The 17,555-nt window shown below is 63.0% G+C and carries 13 protein-coding genes; 4 read left to right on the top strand and 9 right to left on the bottom strand.

Annotated features, from left to right (window positions below; all coding sequences use genetic code 11):
* Positions 1 to 116: 116 nt before the first annotated feature.
* A complete protein-coding gene (locus ACQZ6J_RS08760; protein WP_449083424.1) occupies positions 117 to 1,043 on the top strand; it encodes a LysR family transcriptional regulator in 927 nt (308 codons plus the stop codon).
* 14 nt (positions 1,044 to 1,057) lie between these two features.
* Here ACQZ6J_RS08760 and galE read toward each other — a convergent pair whose 3' ends face one another.
* The 4 genes from galE to ACQZ6J_RS08740 form a co-directional block, all read right to left on the bottom strand.
* A complete protein-coding gene (gene galE, locus ACQZ6J_RS08755) occupies positions 1,058 to 2,095 on the bottom strand; it encodes a UDP-glucose 4-epimerase GalE (protein WP_449083422.1) in 1,038 nt (345 codons plus the stop codon).
* A gap of 261 nt (positions 2,096 to 2,356) precedes the next feature.
* The gene (locus tag ACQZ6J_RS08750) at positions 2,357 to 3,523 is read right to left on the bottom strand and encodes a pyridoxal phosphate-dependent aminotransferase (protein WP_449083420.1); all 1,167 of its coding nucleotides are present in this window, start codon (positions 3,521 to 3,523) and stop codon (positions 2,357 to 2,359) included.
* A 143-nt stretch (positions 3,524 to 3,666) separates the two neighbouring features.
* Positions 3,667 to 4,092 (bottom strand): large conductance mechanosensitive channel protein MscL, encoded by a 426-nt coding sequence (mscL, locus tag ACQZ6J_RS08745; protein ID WP_163984740.1) that lies wholly within the window; start codon positions 4,090 to 4,092, stop codon positions 3,667 to 3,669.
* 254 nt (positions 4,093 to 4,346) lie between these two features.
* Positions 4,347 to 4,901, bottom strand: a complete 555-nt coding sequence (locus ACQZ6J_RS08740) for a TetR/AcrR family transcriptional regulator C-terminal ligand-binding domain-containing protein (protein ID WP_449083418.1) — start codon at positions 4,899 to 4,901, stop codon at positions 4,347 to 4,349.
* Positions 4,902 to 5,040: 139 nt separating this feature from the next.
* On the opposite strand from ACQZ6J_RS08740, the gene ACQZ6J_RS08735 reads away from it, so the two are divergent.
* The gene (locus ACQZ6J_RS08735) at positions 5,041 to 6,252 is read left to right on the top strand and encodes an MFS transporter (RefSeq protein WP_449083416.1); all 1,212 of its coding nucleotides are present in this window, start codon (positions 5,041 to 5,043) and stop codon (positions 6,250 to 6,252) included.
* Between the two features lie 8 nt (positions 6,253 to 6,260).
* Here ACQZ6J_RS08735 and ACQZ6J_RS08730 read toward each other — a convergent pair whose 3' ends face one another.
* The 5 genes from ACQZ6J_RS08730 to ACQZ6J_RS08710 all read right to left on the bottom strand — a co-directional run bounded on the left by ACQZ6J_RS08730 (position 6,261) and on the right by ACQZ6J_RS08710 (position 12,568).
* Positions 6,261 to 6,704, bottom strand: a complete 444-nt coding sequence (locus tag ACQZ6J_RS08730) for a YybH family protein (protein WP_449083414.1) — start codon at positions 6,702 to 6,704, stop codon at positions 6,261 to 6,263.
* A gap of 101 nt (positions 6,705 to 6,805) precedes the next feature.
* Positions 6,806 to 9,016: a 3-hydroxyacyl-CoA dehydrogenase NAD-binding domain-containing protein gene (locus tag ACQZ6J_RS08725; protein WP_449083412.1), complete on the bottom strand. Its 2,211-nt coding sequence runs from the start codon at positions 9,014 to 9,016 to the stop codon at positions 6,806 to 6,808.
* A 14-nt stretch (positions 9,017 to 9,030) separates the two neighbouring features.
* Entirely contained in the window at positions 9,031 to 10,239 is a 1,209-nt protein-coding gene (locus tag ACQZ6J_RS08720) for an acetyl-CoA C-acetyltransferase (protein ID WP_449083410.1), read from the bottom strand.
* Between the two features lie 72 nt (positions 10,240 to 10,311).
* Entirely contained in the window at positions 10,312 to 12,108 is a 1,797-nt protein-coding gene (locus ACQZ6J_RS08715; protein ID WP_449083408.1) for an acyl-CoA dehydrogenase C-terminal domain-containing protein, read from the bottom strand.
* 127 nt (positions 12,109 to 12,235) lie between these two features.
* A complete protein-coding gene (locus tag ACQZ6J_RS08710; RefSeq protein ID WP_449083406.1) occupies positions 12,236 to 12,568 on the bottom strand; it encodes a hypothetical protein in 333 nt (110 codons plus the stop codon).
* On the opposite strand from ACQZ6J_RS08710, the gene ACQZ6J_RS08705 reads away from it, so the two are divergent.
* Together ACQZ6J_RS08705 and ACQZ6J_RS08700 are read left to right on the top strand one after the other, a co-directional pair.
* On the top strand, positions 12,567 to 16,277 hold the full coding sequence (locus tag ACQZ6J_RS08705) for a peptidoglycan-binding protein (protein WP_449083404.1): 3,711 nt from the start codon (positions 12,567 to 12,569) through the stop codon (positions 16,275 to 16,277). The two genes, ACQZ6J_RS08710 and ACQZ6J_RS08705, sit on opposite strands and share 2 nt — an antisense overlap.
* 295 nt (positions 16,278 to 16,572) lie before the next feature.
* Positions 16,573 to 17,496, top strand: coding sequence for a sulfite exporter TauE/SafE family protein (locus tag ACQZ6J_RS08700; protein WP_449083402.1), 924 nt, complete (start codon positions 16,573 to 16,575; stop codon positions 17,494 to 17,496).
* Positions 17,497 to 17,555: the final 59 nt, after the last annotated feature.

Here is a 17,555-nt window from a genome sequence, read left to right as displayed (position 1 = left end):
TTTCCTCAAAACGACTTTTCCCGGGCGCAGGATCACGGAATTCACGCGTTGACGCAAGTCGCGATTGCAATTAATTCCAAACAGCGTCTGTTCATTTTTGAACAGAAAGGGGAAGCATGAGGAACACGCCGCACTTCACCTGGGACGATCTGCAGTTCTTTCTCGCCGTCGCGCGGACCGGGCAGCTTTCAACCGCGGCGCGACAGCTGCGCACCAGCCATGCCACCGTTTCGCGCCGCATCGACCGGCTGGAATTCGCCCTCAAGGTCAAGCTCTTCGAGCGCAATCCGCGCGGCTACATGCTGACATCAATGGGGCAGCGCTTCGTCGACACCGCCGAACGCATGGAGCAGGAAACCGAGCGTCTTCGCACCGATCTTTCCGCCGGATCGGCGGCACAGCGCGGCGTTGTCCGCATCAGCGCGCCGGAAGGATTTTCAAACTTCTTCTTCACCGGCGTCCTGCCCGAATTCACCGCCCGGCATCCGAACATTTCGCTGGAGTTGATCACCATCCAGCAGATCATGTCGCTTTCGCGCAAGGAGGCCGATATCGTCATCGTGCTCGACCCGCCGAAGGCCGGGCCTTATTTTACCGAGAAGCTCACCGACTATCACCTGCAGGTCTACGGATCGCGCGATTATCTCGCCCGCCATCCGCCGATCGGAAGCCGCGACGACCTGCCGGATTTCGCCTTCGTCGGCTATATCGAGGACATGATCTTCGCGCCGGGCCTGGACTATCTCGGCGACGTGCACCCGCGCATCAAGCCGCAGTTCCAGAGCTCGAGCATCTTTGCGCAGCTGACCGCGACGAAGAACGGCCAGGGGCTCTGCGTGCTGCCGTTCTTCATCGCCGGCAAGCACCCGGATCTGCAGGTGGTCCTGCCGCAGGAGGTGGATCTCAGGCGCCACTACTGGATCACCTGCCACCGCGACCTGCGCCAGTCGCCGCGCGTGCGCACCGTCATCGATTTCCTGATGGATGCGGTGCATCGGAATGCGCCGGCTTTTCTGGGACCCTGGAGAGGCACGGAAAGCTGAAGCCGCCCGTCCCGTTACAGGATGCTCGGGGCGGCGTAGATCTTGTTGAGCCCGGCGGCGTCGAACCCGGCGCGCTCGGCAAGGCGAAGCTCCCAATCCAGCGCCGAACGGACGATCGTTTCCAGGGAATTGTATGTGGGCGTCCAGCCCAGTTCGCGACGAGCAAGCGTCGCATCGGCAACGACGCTGGCCATGTCGCCCGGCCGGCGCGGAGCAATGTGGATGCGAAAGGCACGGCCGTAGACGCGCATGACCATATTGAGCACGTCAAGCACGGAGTAGCCCTGGCCGTAGCCGCAATTGGCAACCAGGGAGCGGCCGCCGCTGCGCAGATGCCGCAACGCCGTCAGATGTGCTTCCGCAAGATCGCTGACGTGGATGTAGTCGCGAACACCGGTGCCGTCATGCGTCGCATAATCGGTGCCGTAAATATCCACCTGACGACGGCGGCCAAGGGCCGCCTCGCAGGCGACCTTGATGAGATGGGTGGCGCCGTCGGTCGACTGGCCCGCCCGTCCGAGCGGATCGGCGCCGGCAACATTGAAATAGCGCAGCGCCACATAGCGGAAATCATAGGCTGCCGCGGCATCGCGCAGCATCAGCTCGGACATCAGCTTGGATTGACCATAGGGCGATTCCGGACGCAGCGGCGCGGTTTCGCTGACCGGCCGATCCGCGGGCTGCTGACCGTAAACCGCGGCCGTGGAGGAGAAGACGAAATGGCGGATGCCGGCCCTGACGGCGGCGCTCATGAGGATGCGCGTCTTGCCGGTATTGTTCTCATAGTATGCCAGCGGATCCTCGATCGACGTCGGCACCACGGCCGAGCCGGCAAAATGGATGATGGCCTCTATGTCGTTCTCGGCGAAAATCATCTGCAGCAGCGCTTCGTCCGCGATATCGCCGAGATAGAAGCGGGCAGCCGGCGGAACCGCCCAGCGAAAACCTGTGGAGAGGCGATCGAGAACCACGACGTCCTCGCCCGCGTCCAGCAATCTCCAGACCATGTGGCTACCGATATAGCCGGCTCCGCCCGTCACCAACACCGTCATTCTTCGCGTCCCCGCCAAGTCTCATCGACACCATATGGGACCGCCTCCCCTGCGAAATTGATTAAAAGCGGACAGGCGAGCGGGAAAGATTGCCGGGATGGTTAGGACGGGATTTCGTGGATCGATTGCATTTTATCGATCGGGTGCGCGACGGCAATTTTGATGGACTTGGAGAGTATTCACCCCCTCTGTCACTTGGTGACAGAGGGGGGTGCGGACCATCCAAGTCGAAAGCTGCCAGCTGCGGCGCACCGGCCGTCCCTACAAATCCAAAATATACCGGCTCAACTTCTCCGCCGCATCGGCGACCTGCGCCGGATCGCGCAGGAAGCAGGCGCGCATGAACAGCTCGCCGCCCTTGCCGAAGGCCGTTCCGGGCGCAAGGCCGACGCCGGTCTTGTCGACGATGTCGATGGCGGCCTTGCGGCTGTCGGTCACGCCATCGATCTTGAGGAAGGAATAGAGCGCGCCATCCGGCTTCAGCGTCTGCACGCGATTGGTGGCGATCAGCGCGTCGCAGAGGATGTCGCGCGCGCGGGTCGCCTTGGCGATGTTGGAGCGGACGAAATCGTCGCCCTCGTTCAGCGCCGCGACCGCACCCTTCTGCATGAATTGCGCAACGCCCGATGTCGAATATTGCACGAGGTTCTCGATCACCTGCCCAAGCTCGGCCGGGGCGACGATCCAGCCGACGCGCCAGCCGGTCATCGACCAGTTCTTCGAGAAGGAATTGACGAAAAGGATCTTGTCGTCGGCTTCCTTGACATCAAGGAAGCTCGGCGCGCGGCCGCCGGCATAATAGTACAGCGCATAGATTTCGTCGGCCATGATCCAGAGATCATGCTTGCGCGCCAGTGCCAGAATATCGCGGAGATCCTGATGGGTCGCCGTCCAGCCGGTCGGGTTGGACGGGGTATTGATAAAGAGCCCCTTGGTCCTCGGCGTGATCGCCGCCTCCAGACGGCCGAGGTCGAGCGTCCATTTGCCATGTTCGAACTGCAGCGGCACGGCGACCGAGCGCGCGCCCGATATCTCCAGCGCGGCGGCGATATTCGGCCAGGCGGGAGACAGATAGACCATTTCGTCACCGGGAGAGGTGATCGCCTGCACGGAAAGCTGGATCGCCTGCATACCGGAGCCGACGACGTAGAAATGCTCCATCGGCAGGGAGGTGCCGAAATGCCGGCCGTAATAATCGGCGAGTGCCTGGCGCAGTTCGGGGATACCGCGCTGCCAGGTGTAGAAGGTCTCGCCGGCGTTGAGCGAAGCCATGGCGGCGCGGTTGATGAAATCCGGCGTCGGCAGATCGCCCTCGCCGACCCAAAGCGGCAGCAGGCCTTCGCGGCCGCGGGCATAATTGACCACTTCGACGATCCCGCTTTCGGGTGCTGCGAGTGCCCGCGGGCTGAGGCTATCAAGTATCGACATGCAAAGTCTCCGGTTTCTGCCTTCATAAAGCAGAGCGGCGGACAAATCCCATGACTTTGCCTTAGTGACCGATCGATTTTGGTGATGAATAAAGCCCCGGCCCTTGCGGGACCGAGGCTTTTAAAAACATTGAGCTGAGCCTATCAGCGCTTGGCGAGGAGGTCGCGAATTTCCGTCAGCAGCTGAACGTCAGCCGGCGGCGGCGCTGCCTCGGCAACCTTCTCTTCCTTGCGCGCGACCTGGGTCTGCAGCGCATTCACGCCCTTGACCATAAGGAAGATGATCCAGGCGAGGATCAGGAAGTTGATCAGGACAGTAATGAAGCTGCCGTAGGCGAGAACCGCGCCCTGGGCGCGGGCCGCGGCAAGCGTCGGTGCGTTGACCCCGGAGGCGAGGCCGATGAAGTAGTTCGAGAAATCGAAGCCGCCGAAAATCGCGCCGACGATCGGCATGATGATATCGTCAACCAGCGATTTCACGATACCGCCGAAAGCACCGCCGATGATCACGCCGACCGCGAGATCCATGACGTTGCCACGCGCGATAAATGCCTTGAATTCATTAAGCATTGAGCAGTCCCCTTCGCGTTGCCGTTGAATTCACTAATGATGATTAGCATCATCTTTTGCTTTGTTTTTCAACAGCAAATTGGCAGGAAACGTCACGTAGGCGCGAATATCCCAAGATGATTCCGTGGGTTAGTCAATTTACCCGTGCATATCCGCAGCTATTTGTTCGTCGGTTGCGAGCAACGCCGCGGAATTTTCCGGATACTAGATTTGAAGGCATCTGCCTTGAGTCGTTCGCCATGAGCGACAGTGCTTCAACTTTGCGGCATCACTTTTGCGATGAGTTCACGCACATAATCCGCACCGGGCGCCTGATCGAAAAGAATACGGTAGATGATCGGCGAGATGACATGATCCATCAGTTCGGCCTGGGTCGGAAAGGGCTCGCCAGATTTCTGCGCCCGCGCGATCAGGGCAGCGAGTTGGTGCTGCGTGTAGCCGCTGCATCGTTCCGCATTTGCTCCGTCGGCAGCGGAAAGAACGTCGCGCAGCATCTGCCGCCCGACGCCGGAGGCCATTTCATCGGCATATTGCTCGACCCAGACCTCCAGATCCTGGCGGGCACTGCCGATCCTGGCCGGCTCGCTTTCCGGCTGCAGGCGCGAGGCTGCCACATCGGCCAGCAACTCCTGAAGATCGCCCCAGCGGCGATAGATCGTCGACGGCGTGACATTGGCGCGCTGCGCGATCAGGGGGATCGTGACGTCGGCGCGGTCCATCGTTGCCAGCATATCGCGGACGGATTGATGCACCGCTGCCTGCACCCTGGCGCTGCGCCCGCCGGGGCGGGGATTTTCTCTGTAGCTCATAAGCCTTTGCCAATCTTTCCCTTTTTGCCGATCGCAAGCGACCATGCGCCACCCACTAACGCAAATTATTTGCTTTTGTTCATCGGGCGACTTATATCTGCCTAACGCAATCTTTTAGCTTTAAGCTAGGATATAGTCGATGACCTCTCTCGATTCCACCGCCAGCGCGCCGATTTCATCGGCCAGACGCCTGGCGCCGCTCTATTACGCCGCCACCAGCGCGTTGTTCTTTGCCGCCTCCTCCGCACCGACGCCGCTGTATCGCCTTTACCAGCAGGCCTTCGCCTTCTCACCGGTGCTGATCACGGTGATCTTCGCCGTCTATGCCTTCGCCCTCCTCGCCGCGCTGCTCATCGTCGGCTCGATTTCAGACCATCTCGGCCGCCGTCCGGTGATCTTCGCGTCGATCCTCCTCAATATGGTGGCGATGGCACTGTTTTTAATGGCCGAAGGCCCGGATTGGCTGATTGCCGCCCGCATCGTGCAGGGCCTGGCAACGGGCGCTGCGGCGAGCTCCATCGGCGCCGCCCTCGTCGATCTCGATCCGATCAAGGGGTCGATCACCAATAGCCTCGCGCCGCTTGCCGGCATGGCCGTCGGCGCGCTCGGCACCAGCCTGCTGGTGCAGTTCGCACCAGCGCCGATGCTGCTCGTCTATATCATCACGCTCGCCCTTCTCGTCCTGCAGGGGGTGCTGCTCTGGCTGGTGCCGGAGACGACGCAGCGCCGAAGCGGGCTGCTCGCGTCGCTGAAGCCTGAGGTCGCCGTTCCGCCGCAGGTGCGCCGCACGCTGCTGGCGCTGACGCCGATCAATGTCGCCGTATGGGCGCTTGGCGGCTTCTATCTGTCGCTGGTGCCCTCGCTCGTGAGCGCGACGACCGGCAGCACGATGCCCCTGGTCGGCGGCTCCGTCGTCGCAGCCTTGACAATCAGCGGCGCTGCGGCCGTGTTCCTGCTGCGCAGGAGATCGGCCGCAACCGCCATGAAGTTCGGTATAGCGAGCATGACGCTCGGCGTGTTGACCGTGATTGCCGGCGTGCATGCGGCCGAGGTGTCGATCCTCGCCGTCGGAACCGTGATCGCCGGCGCCGGCTTCGGGGCGACCTTCCTTGGCACGGTGAGAAGCATCATGCCACTGGCAAAGCCCGACGAGCGCGCCGGGCTGCTTTCGGCCTTCTACATCCAGAGCTATCTCGCCTTCAGCGTGCCCGCCATTCTGGCAGGCTTTCTCTCGAAGGCGCTCGGGTTTGCCGAGGCCGCCGATATCTACGCGGCGGCGATCCTGCTGCTGGTCGGCTGGGGCGTCTTTGCCTTGCGCGCCGGCCGGGAAAAGCCGCTGAGCATTGCGTAAGACAGATCTTACGGTTTAAGCCCAAGCTCGGCGAGGCCGCTTCCGTCCATCGCAAACGGCACCGATGCATGCTCGTGGACGATCTTCCAGATGCCGGCCTCCTTTCTGAGGCCAAGCGTCTGGCGAAACCATAGATCGACATCGACGCCGTCGGTCTTCCTGCCGGTCATGTGCACGAGACCGGTCCAGAAGGCGACATCCTCGCCGACGATCAGCCTCGCATCGACGGCATCGCCGCCGATCGGCCCTTCCCAGGTCGAGAACCAGCCCTCCAGACCCTTCTCGCCCTTGCCCTTGTGCACCAGAGGCGCCGCAAGCGTGAAGCTGACGACATCGTCGCTCAAATGCCCGACGACACCGGCGGCATCCTTGTTGCCGAGAGCCGAAGCCCAGCTTGCAAGCACAGCATTGACGGCTTCGGCCTCGTCGCGATTGCCGATGATCTCGATCATGTCACTCTCCTCGGTTTGACGAACTCAAGCAGAGGACGAACGAAGACGGCCGCTCCCGACAGGAGCGGCCGGTTTATTTGCCGTCAACTATGGTTGTCGCCTCAAGCCGCCTTCTTGGCGCCGTAAGGGTCGAAGCGTCCATAGAAGGTCTCGCCCTTCGCGGCCATGTCCTTGAGCAGCGCCGTCGGCTGGAAATGCGGACCGTAGGCGGCCGCCAGCTTTTCGCAGAGCTCCACGAACACCTTCACGCCCATGCCGTCGATGTAGGACAGCGCGCCGCCGGTGTAAGGCGCAAAGCCGAAGCCGAGGATGGAGCCGACATCGGCCTCGCGCGGGTCGGTGACGATGCCCTCTTCGATGGTGCGGGATGCCTCGAGCGCGATGGTGACGAGGAAGCGCTGCTTCAGCACGGCGACATCGACGTCATCGGCCTTCTTCTGCGGATAGAGGTCCTTCAGGCCCGGCCAGAGCGATTTCTTGGCCGGCTTCGGCGGATAGTCGTAGAAGCCCTTGGAATTCTTCCGGCCCAGACGCCCCTCGCCTTCCACGAGGCCGGTGACCAACTGCATGTGACGCGGATCCACAGCCTTCTCGCCGAGATCGGCGACAGTGGCCTTGAGGATCTTGTAGGACAGGTCGATGGCAACTTCGTCGTTGAGCGCCAGCGGTCCGACAGGCATGCCGGCCATCTTGGCGGCGTTCTCGATCATGGCCGCGGGCACGCCTTCGATCAGCATGTCATAGGCTTCGTGGATGTAACGGAAGACGCAGCGATTGACGAAGAAGCCGCGCGTGTCGTTGACGACGATCGGCGTCTTCTTGATGGCGGCGACGTAATCCAGCGCAACAGCAATGGCACGATCGCCGGTTTCCTTACCGAGGATGACTTCGGTCAGCATCATCTTCTCGACCGGCGAGAAGAAATGGACGCCGATGAAATCGACCGGACGCTTGGAATTCTTTGCAAGACCGGTGATCGGCAGCGTCGAGGTGTTGGAGGCGAAGATGGCGCCCGCCGGCAGCACGGCTTCCACGGCCTCGATGACGGCCTTCTTGACCTCGCGATCCTCGAACACCGCCTCGATGACGAGATCGGCATCCTTCAGATCGGAATAATCGGCCGACGGCGTGATGCGGGCGAGCAAAGCAGCACCCTCGTCCTGCGTTAGCCTTCCCTTACCGACCGAGTCCTTGACCAGCCCTTCGCCGACACTCTTGCCCTTGGTTGCCGCCTCGATATCGCGGTCAATCAGCGTGACCGGAATGCCGGCGGCTGCGGTGACATAGGCGATGGAAGCGCCCATGAAGCCGGCGCCGACGACGCCGACCTTCTTCAGCTCCGTCTTCGGCTGGCCTGCCGGGCGGCGGGCGCCCTTGCCAAGCTCCTGCATGGAGATGAACAGCGAGCGGATCATCGAATAGGCTTCGGTGGTCTGCAGCACATGGGTGAAATAGCGCTGCTCGATCTTCAGGCCGGTATCGAAGGGAACCTGCAGGCCTTCGTAGACGCATTTCAGGATGGCGAGTGCGGCCGGATAATTGCCCGATGTCTCGCGGCGCAGGATGGCGGGGGCTGCCGGCCAGAGCTGGGCTGCGGCAGGCGTCCAGATACCACCGCCCGGCGCCTTGAAGCCCTTCTCGTCCCAAGGTGCTACCGGCTTCAGGCCGTCCTTGATCATCTGCTTGGCAGCCGGGATCAGCTGATCCGGCTCGACCACCTGATGCACCAGGTTCATCGCCTTGGCGCGTGCGGCCGTCAGCGACTGGCCCGTCGTCATCATCTGCAGCGCCGACTGAGCGTCCGTCAGGCGCGGGATGCGCTGCGTGCCGCCGGCGCCGGGGAAGATGCCGACCTTGACCTCGGGCAGCGCGATCTTGACGCTCTTGGCGCTGGAAGCGACGCGGCCGTGGCAGGCGAGCGACAGCTCGAAAGCGCCGCCCATGCAGGTGCCGTTGATCGCCGAGACCCACGGCTTGCCGCAGGTTTCGAGCTTGCGGAACAGGCCGGTCATGCGGCCGACGAGATCGAAGAGCTTCTGCGCGGCCGCCGCCGGATCCCTGGCCTTTTCTTCATGATAGAAGGAGAACATCGACTTGATCATCGACAGGTCGGCGCCGCCGGAGAAGGAGGACTTGCCCGAGGTGAAGACCACGCCCTTGACGGCGACATCGGCGACGGTCGCGTCGATGATGGCGCCAAGCTCGTCCAGGATTTCGGCGGTGAAGACGTTCATGGACTTGCCGGGCATGTCCCAGGTGACGAGCGCGATGCCGTCTGCGTCCGTTTCGACGGTGAAATTCGTGTAGGCCATTGGTTTTCCCTCCCTCAGACGCGTTCGACGATCGTGGCGGTGCCCATGCCGGCGCCGATGCAGAGCGTGACCAGCGCGGTGTTGAGATCACGACGCTCCAGCTCGTCCAGCACCGTGCCGAGGATCATCGCGCCGGTCGCGCCGAGGGGATGACCCATGGCGATGGCGCCGCCATTGACGTTGATCTTGTCATGCGGAATGTCGAAGGCCTGCATGTAGCGCAGCACGACGGCGGCGAAGGCTTCGTTGAGCTCGAACAGATCGATGTCGGCGAGCGTCAAGCCGCTGCGCTTCAACAGCTTTTCAGTAACGTCGACGGGACCGGTCAGCATCAGCGCCGGGTCGGAGCCAATATTGGCGAAGGCCCTGATGCGGCCGCGCGGCTTCAGACCAATGCTCTCACCGCCCGCCTTGGAGCCGAGCAGCACGGCGGCCGCGCCATCGACGATGCCGGAGGAGTTGCCGGCATGATGGACGTAGTTGATCCGCTCCACTTCCGGATGCGCCTGGATGCCGACGGCTTCGAAGCCGCCCATTTCGCCCGGCAGCTGGAACGAGGGGTTGAGCGAGGCCAGCGCCTGCATGTCCGTGCCGGGACGCATATGCTCGTCGCGGTCGAGAATGGTCAAGCCGTTGATATCCTTCACCGGGATGACGGAATTCTTGAAGTAGCCCTTTGCCCAGGCATTGGCGGCCCGCTTCTGGCTCTCGACGGCATAGGCGTCGACATCATCGCGCGAGAAACCGTATTTGGTGGCGATCAGGTCGGCCGAGACGCCCTGCGGCATGAAATAGGCCGGAAAATTGACGGAGGGATCCATGAACCATGCGCCACCGGACATGCCGAGGCCGACGCGCGACATGCTTTCGACACCGCCGGCGATGACGATATCGTCAGCACCCTGCGCGATCTTGGCCGCGCCGAAATTCACGGCATCGAGGCCGGAGGCGCAGAAGCGGGAAATCTGCATGCCGGGCGCCTTGGTGGAATAGCCCGCTTCGAAGGCAGCACCCCTCGGGATGACGGCGCCGGCTTCCATGACCGGGTCGACGCAACCCATGATGATGTCGTCAACGGTTTCTGTGTCGAGGCCGTTGCGGTCGCGGATGGCTTCCAGCGTCTTGGCGGCGAGGCGCACGGAGGGCACTTCGTGCAGCGACCCGTCCTTCTTGCCCCGCCCGCGCGGCGTGCGCACATGGTCGTAAATGAAAACCTCGGTCATGTCTCATCTCCCTGCGGCGGCAAGCCGCCTTCCAATAACTCTCCTTCTCCCCAATGGGGAGAAGGGATCCAGTCAAAAGGCTTCCGCTGCCAACTCCATCATCGTGTCGGCGCCGGTTTCGATGCGGGCCTTGCGCAGCGCCGTTTCCGGCATGATGCGCTCCATGTAGAACCGTGCCGTGACAAGCTTGTTCTTCAGGTAATCCTCGCGCGCAGTATCGCCCGCCGCAAGGCCTGTCTGCGCCGCCTTCACCATCTTCGCCCACATATAGCCGAGGACGACGAGGCCGAAGAGGTGCATGTAGTCGGTCGAGCCGGCGCCGGCATTGTCGGGCTTGGCCATGGCATTCTGCATGAACCACATGGTTGAGGCCTGCACATCGTTCAAGCCCTTCTTCAGATGCTTGGTGAAGAAAGCCATCTGCTCGTCGTTGCGGTTCTCCTCGCAGAAGTCGCCGATTTCCTTGAACAAGGCCATGACGGCGCGGCCGCCGTTCAGCGCCAGCTTGCGGCCGACGAGATCGAGCGCCTGGATGCCGTTGGCGCCTTCGTAGATCATGGCGATGCGGGCATCGCGAACATACTGGCTCATGCCGTGTTCTTCGATATAGCCGTGGCCGCCGAAGACCTGCTGCGCCATGACGGCGTGCTCGAAGCCCTTGTCGGTCATCACGCCCTTGAGGATCGGCGTTGCCAGACCGAGGATATCGTCAGCCGACTGCCGTTCCTTTTCGTCCGGCGAGCGATGGGCGATATCGGACTTCAGCGCTGTCCAGAGAAGGAAAGCGCGGCCGGCCTCGTTGAAGGCGCGGATGGTCATCAGCGAACGGCGGATATCGGGATGGACGATGATCGGGTCCGCCTTCTTGTCCGGCGCCTTCGGGCCGGAAAGCGAGCGGCCCTGGATGCGCTCGCGAGCATAGTTGGCGGCATTCTGATAGGCGATCTCGGCAATCGAGAGACCCTGCAGGCCGACGCCCAGCCGCGCTTCGTTCATCATGACGAACATGGCGTTGAGACCCTTGTTCTCGGCGCCGATCAGGAAGCCCGTCGCCTCGTCATAGTTCATGACGCAGGTCGCGTTGCCGTGGATACCCATCTTGTGCTCGATCGCCCCGCAGGTGACCGGGTTGCGGGCACCGAGAGAGCCGTCTTCCTTCACCATGAATTTCGGCACGATGAACAGGGAGATGCCCTTGGTACCTTCGGGCGCGCCTTCGATGCGGGCAAGAACGAGATGGACGATATTGTCCGTCATGTCGTGCTCGCCGGCGGAAATGAAGATCTTCTGGCCTGATATCTTGTAGCTGCCGTCGGCCTGAGGAACCGCCTTGGTGCGCAGCAGGCCGAGATCGGTGCCGCAATGCGGCTCGGTGAGGTTCATGGTGCCGGACCAGGTGCCCTCGACCATCTTCGGCAGATAGGTCTGCTTCTGTTCGTCGGAGCCATGCACGAGGATCGCCGCGATCGCGCCCTGCGTCAGGCCCGGATACATCATCAGCGACATGTTGGCGGCGGAAGTATATTCGCCGACGGCGCAGTGCAGGACATAGGGGAGCCCCTGGCCGCCGAATTCCTCCGGCACAGCGAGGCCGAGCCAGCCGCCTTCGCGATAGGCGCGATAGGCTTCCTTGAAGCCCTTCGGCGTCGAGACCGTGCCATCCTCATGGCGCACGCAGCCTTCCTGATCGCCGGAATAATTCAGGGGGAACAGCACCTCTTCCGAGATCTTGGCCGCTTCGCCGACGATCGCCTCGATCATGTCGGGCGTGGCGTCGGCATAACCCGGAAGATTGTTGTAGCGCTCCAGCCCGAGCACATCGTTCAGGACGAAGAGCGTATCGTTCACGGGGGCCTTGTAGACTGGCATCTTTCGAATTCCTCCAATTCGCCGCCGGACCTCAGATTCCGGCCACTGAGCTACTCTTACAAAATATTGACGTTTGCGTAAACGTCAAATTCGTGTTGCGTGGTGAATTTTTGATGGGCGAAGGCCGTCAAAAGCGCTGGTCCGGGAGGCGGCGCCATAGCCGGCTCACAGGAATATCGGGGGTTGCGGCCGCAGAACCGAAATAAAAGGTTAAGACTTCCGCGAAACTTAACGAGTTGTTTACCACGTTTCGTAAATTGTACGAGATGAGCAGCAATGCTTCGCGTTTCTTCAACTTATCCTTTGAGGGCGCGATGTCTTGCAGCTCTGTTTGAGGAAAGCCAATACATTTATCCCTTTCCGAGTGGTGGGATACGGGTGGCGCGGCAATGCCGCGATCTCCTCTTCCTGTCAGTCCGGTGGCCCAGGTGGTCCAAAGTTCAAGGCGAGCAAAAGACATGAGCGGATCGCGATCAAATCCTACCGGTACAGGCGACTGGACGTCGCTGGATGCTCTGAGCCGCACGATCGAGGGGCTGGAGGCACGCATCGAGGGGCTGATGGGCACCGCCGCCTCGCGCGATACGCGCCAGCGTGTCGCCGTCGGCCATGCGCCCGCACTCGCACCCGAACGGGTCGCCGCACCGGAGCGGCTGCCGCCACGCCCCGAACGGGAACAATATGCCAGCCGATCCTACGAGCGCCCGCTGCGCAGCGAACGCCAGGACATCGACCCCCGTCCGGATCCTCTTGCCGAGATTCGCCAGCGCCAGCGTGCGCTGGAGGCTAACCGCGAGCGGGTGCTCGCACGCCGCGAAGAGATGGCACACGCCGAACCGCAGCCGGCCCGACGCCCAGCCGACGCCTATGCCTCGCGTCAGCCGATGCGGGCCGCTGCCGCAGAAGCGCCGGTCGATATCGCCCAGGCGCTCGTCAACCTTCGCCAGGACCTCAAACACGACATCGCCGAGAGCGTGACCCGCGAAGTCAGCGCGCTGCGCGCCGAAATCCGCGATATCCGCGAAAACGCCGAGGACAAGCATTTCGTCGCCGACGTCCGCGAAGACATGGCGCGCCTTGCCGACAGCATCAACCAGATCGCCGGGCAGCCGGAAACCGCCGGCCTGAAAGCCGAATTCGACGAGCTGCGCTCGTTGATGGACGGGCTTGCCCGCGAGGAATCCCTGCATCACGTCGCACGCCACGTTAAGGCGATCGATACGTCAGGCCTTCAGGACGAACTCGTTTCGCTTGCCTATCGCCTTGACGACATCAAGCAGCATCTCGGCGGCATGAACGACAGCCCGGCCGTGCATGCGCTGGAAAACAAGCTGCTGACGATCGCAACCGCGATGGAGAGCCTCGGCTCCATGATGCAGCCGCAGGACCAGGCCATGCAGCGGCTGGAAGGCCGCTTGAGCGGCCTTGCCGACCAGATCGACCTGATGCACCGCGACGCCGCCCGGCATCAGCCGGCCGACGATCTTTCCGGCCGTCTCGAAGCGCTCGCCATGCGCATCGACGAGCTCGGCAGCGCCAAATCCGTCGCCCGCCTCGAAGAGCGCCTCGACCAGCTGTCGCATCTGATGGAGCGCTCGCAGAAGGCCGCGCCACAGCCAGAACTCGTCACCTACCTCGCAGACATCTCCCACAAGATCGATGCGCTGGAGCACGGTTCGGTCGGCAACGTGCTGGCCGACCGCCTGGACTATCTCGCCCGCCGCATCGACGAAATGGATTTCCATCCGCCCGCTCCGGCCGCAAACATCGACGACGGCATGGTGCGCCGGCTGGAAGGACGTCTCTCCGACATCGCGGCACGCCTTGAGGCCAGCACCGCGGCACCGCCCACGGATACGCAGGCCCTGCGCAATCTCGAAGAACAGATCGCCCATCTCTCGACATTGCTGACGAACGAGCCCCGGGCAGCGGCAGCCGAGCATTTCCCCGTCGATTTTGATCGGCGGATGAGCGCCATCGAAGACTATATGGCGACCAACGACGAGTACATCATCGAGGCGGCCCGCCATGCGGCGGAAACCGTCGTCGAGGCCTATTCGCGCGAGGGCCTTGGCAACGGCGTCCAGGCCGCCGACATGTCCGCACTGACGGCGCTTGCCGAAGACCTTCGTCATCTCGAAGACCTCAGCCGCTCCAGCGACGAGCGCACGCACCGTACTTTCGAGGCGCTGCACGACACGCTGCTGCAGATCGCAGATCGCCTCGACCATATGGAACATCGCAGACCGACGGCCGCCATGCCCGTTGCGACCTTCGAAAGCGACGTCTTCGCCGAAGAGGACGGCCCCGCCATAAGGCCGCCGATGGCTGCGCAGCAGAAGTCCGGTCCGATCATCCGCACGGTTGCGCCCGCCGAAACCCCGAGCGCCTCCCCTGCAATCTCTTCCGAAGCAGCGGTCGCAGAGGCGATCGACGCCAATACGAAGGCGGAAATCAAGGCCGCGGCCAAGAAGAGCGGCAAGACCAGCCTCTTCGCCAGCCTTGGCAAGCGCTTGTTCATGCCGGAAAAGGCGGAGCCGATCTTTCCGCCGGATCGCCCGGTGATCGAGCAGGCGCCGTCGATCGATCCGGCCGACCTGATGCCTGGCGAGGAAGCCAACGAATTGCTGGAGCCAGGCTCGGGCGCGCCCGATATCAAGAAGATCCTGGAGCGCGTGCGCGCCAGCCAGAATGCCTCCCGCAGTGGAAACGCCCGCCAGCCGACCGAAAACGAACGGGCCGACTACATCGCCGCCGCCCGGCGTGCGGCGCAGGCGGCTGCCATGGAAGTCGACCAGACGCAGCGCTCCACGTCTGCCTCCAAGAAGGACGCCAAGAAAGGCGGCGCGTTCTCGCGCTTCCGCCGGCCGATCCTGCTCGCCATCGGCGCGGCGCTCCTCGCCATCATGGCTTTCCCGCTGGTCAACACGCTGACGCGCGGCCAGAAGGCGCCTCCGCCCGCCGAAGTCGCGACGATGGTCGCGCCCTCGGCCAACGCAACGGCCGGCAACGTCGTCGCCAATGCGAACCCGGCCGACAGCAATCAGCAGCCCGCCGCAAGCCAGGCCGCCGCACCCGCACCCGCAACAACCGATACGGCGGAGGCCCAGCCTGCGGCCGCGCCTGTCGATCCGGCACCGGTGCCGGCCAGCGATCACCTGACGGCGGCGGCACCGCTCGACGGCAACCAGGCGGCGACCGAGACCTTGACGCCCGCCGGCAGCGCCGCACCCGCGCAGCAGACCGCAGCCTTCGTCCAGCCGGACAAGGCAGCCGCTGCGGCTCCCGCCGCCACTGCGGCAGCTCCGGAGATCGCAGTGCCTGACGGCATCCAGCCGCCATCGCTCGTCGCAGCCGCCAAGTCGGCCGATCCTGTCGCGCTCTTCGAAATCGGCGCGCGCTATACGGATGGCCGCGGCGTTACGGCCGATATGAAGCAGGCGGCGAACTGGTATCAGCTTTCGGCCGACAAGGGCTATGCGCCCGCGCAGTATCGCCTCGCCAGCATGTACGAGAAGGGCAACGGCGTCGATCGCGATCTCGTCAAGGCCAAGCAGTATTACGAACAGGCGGCCAATCAGGGCAATGCCAGCGCCATGCACAATCTCGCCGTCCTCTATGCCTCGGGCACGGCCGGACCGCAGGACTACGACACCGCTGCGAACTGGTTCATCCGCGCCGCCGACCTCGGCATCTCCGACAGCCAGTTCAATCTCGCCATCCTCTATGCGCGCGGCAACGGCGTGAAGCAGGACCTGCAGGAATCCTACAAGTGGTTCGCGATCGCGGCGAAGAGCGGTGACAAGGACGCTGCCCAGAAGCGGGACGAGGTCGCCAACGCCATGAAACCGGCGGATCTCGAAGGCGCCCGCGCCAAGGTCGATCTCTGGAAGGTGCAATCGGCCGATCCCAAGGCCAACGGCACCGACATTCCCGACGAATGGACCACCGGCAAGGGCGTGAACACGGCCTCCATCGACATGAAGAAGGCCATTCGCAACATTCAGGCCATTCTCAACAAGAACGGCTTCGATGCCGGCACTCCTGACGGCACCATGGGCGACAAGACGGTATCCGCCTTGAAGAGCTTTCAGAAATCGGTCGGCCTGCCGGCGGATGGACGGGTCACGGATCAGGTCGTCAAGGAACTGTTGGCCCGCAACAAGTAGCCCGCCGGGCTCTTGCGAAAGGCAATCCACCCGAACATGCCGGCGCGATCGCGCCGGCATTGTCCCGTTCAGGTAGGCTCGACGAAGCCTCCTCCCATGCCATTCCCCCTTGCTCCCGGGAACGACGTCACAGAAATGCGGAAAAAGCCGCGTTAGAGTGAGACTGGCTATTCTAAAACTGAAGCAGCCCGGCTTTTCCTAAGGCTCTGGCAATGATTTCGGATTAGAATCCGCCGTTTAAGGGAAGAATGGGCTTCGGTCACCGCGCCGAAATGCCTGCAAATGGGAACAGCGCGTGACGATCTATCTGCCGATTGCAGAACTGTCGGTGAATATCCTCATTATTCTCGGCATGGGAGCAGCCGTAGGGTTTCTCTCCGGCATGTTCGGCGTCGGCGGTGGCTTCCTGATTACACCTCTCCTGATCTTCTACAACATCCCGCCGGTCGTGGCCGTCGCCACCGGCTCCAACCAGGTCGTCGCCTCCTCGGTGTCGGGCGCGCTCACCCATTTCCGGCGCGGCTCGCTCGATCTGAAGCTGGGCACGATCCTGCTCGCCGGCGGCCTGGCAGGCGCGACATTCGGCCTCTGGCTGTTCGTGCTGCTGCGCCGGCTCGGCCAGATCGATCTGATCATCTCGCTGATCTATGTGCTTCTGCTCGGCACCGTGGGAACGTTGATGCTCTGGGAGAGCGTGCGGGCCATGCGGCGGGCCGCCGGCAAGCTGCCGCCGTCGACCGGCAAGCCCCGCCATCACAACTGGGTGCAGCGCCTGCCGCTGAAACTGCGCTTCAAGAAATCCAAGCTCTATCTCAGCGCCATTCCGGTGATCGGCCTCGGCTTCTTCGTCGGCATGCTGACGCCGATGGGTATCGGCGGCGGCTTCATCCTCGTACCGGCGATGATCTATCTGCTGCGCGTGCCGACCAACGTCGTCGTCGGCACCTCGCTGTTCCAGGTCATTTTCGTAACCGCCTTCACGACCATCGTGCAGGCTGCCACCAACTACTCCGTCGATATCATATTGGCCTTCCTGCTGATGGTGGCGGGCGTGGTCGGTGCGCAGTATGGCGTGCGCGTCGGCCAGAAGCTGCGCGGCGAGCAATTACGCGCGCTGCTCGGTCTTCTCGTCCTGGCCGTCGGCCTTCGCCTGGCGATCGCCCTCATCGTCACGCCGGCAGACATCTATTCGGTGGTGATGGAAGGAGTGAGCCGATGAGGAGGTTCGGCCTGCTGATCGCTGCCACGCTGCTGCTTGCGCCGCTCGCCGGACAGGCA

It is taken from the genome of Rhizobium sp. A37_96, assembly GCF_053521765.1.
The sequence above is the reverse complement of the archived record's forward strand: the minus strand, read 5'-3'. Positions and strand labels throughout refer to the sequence as shown.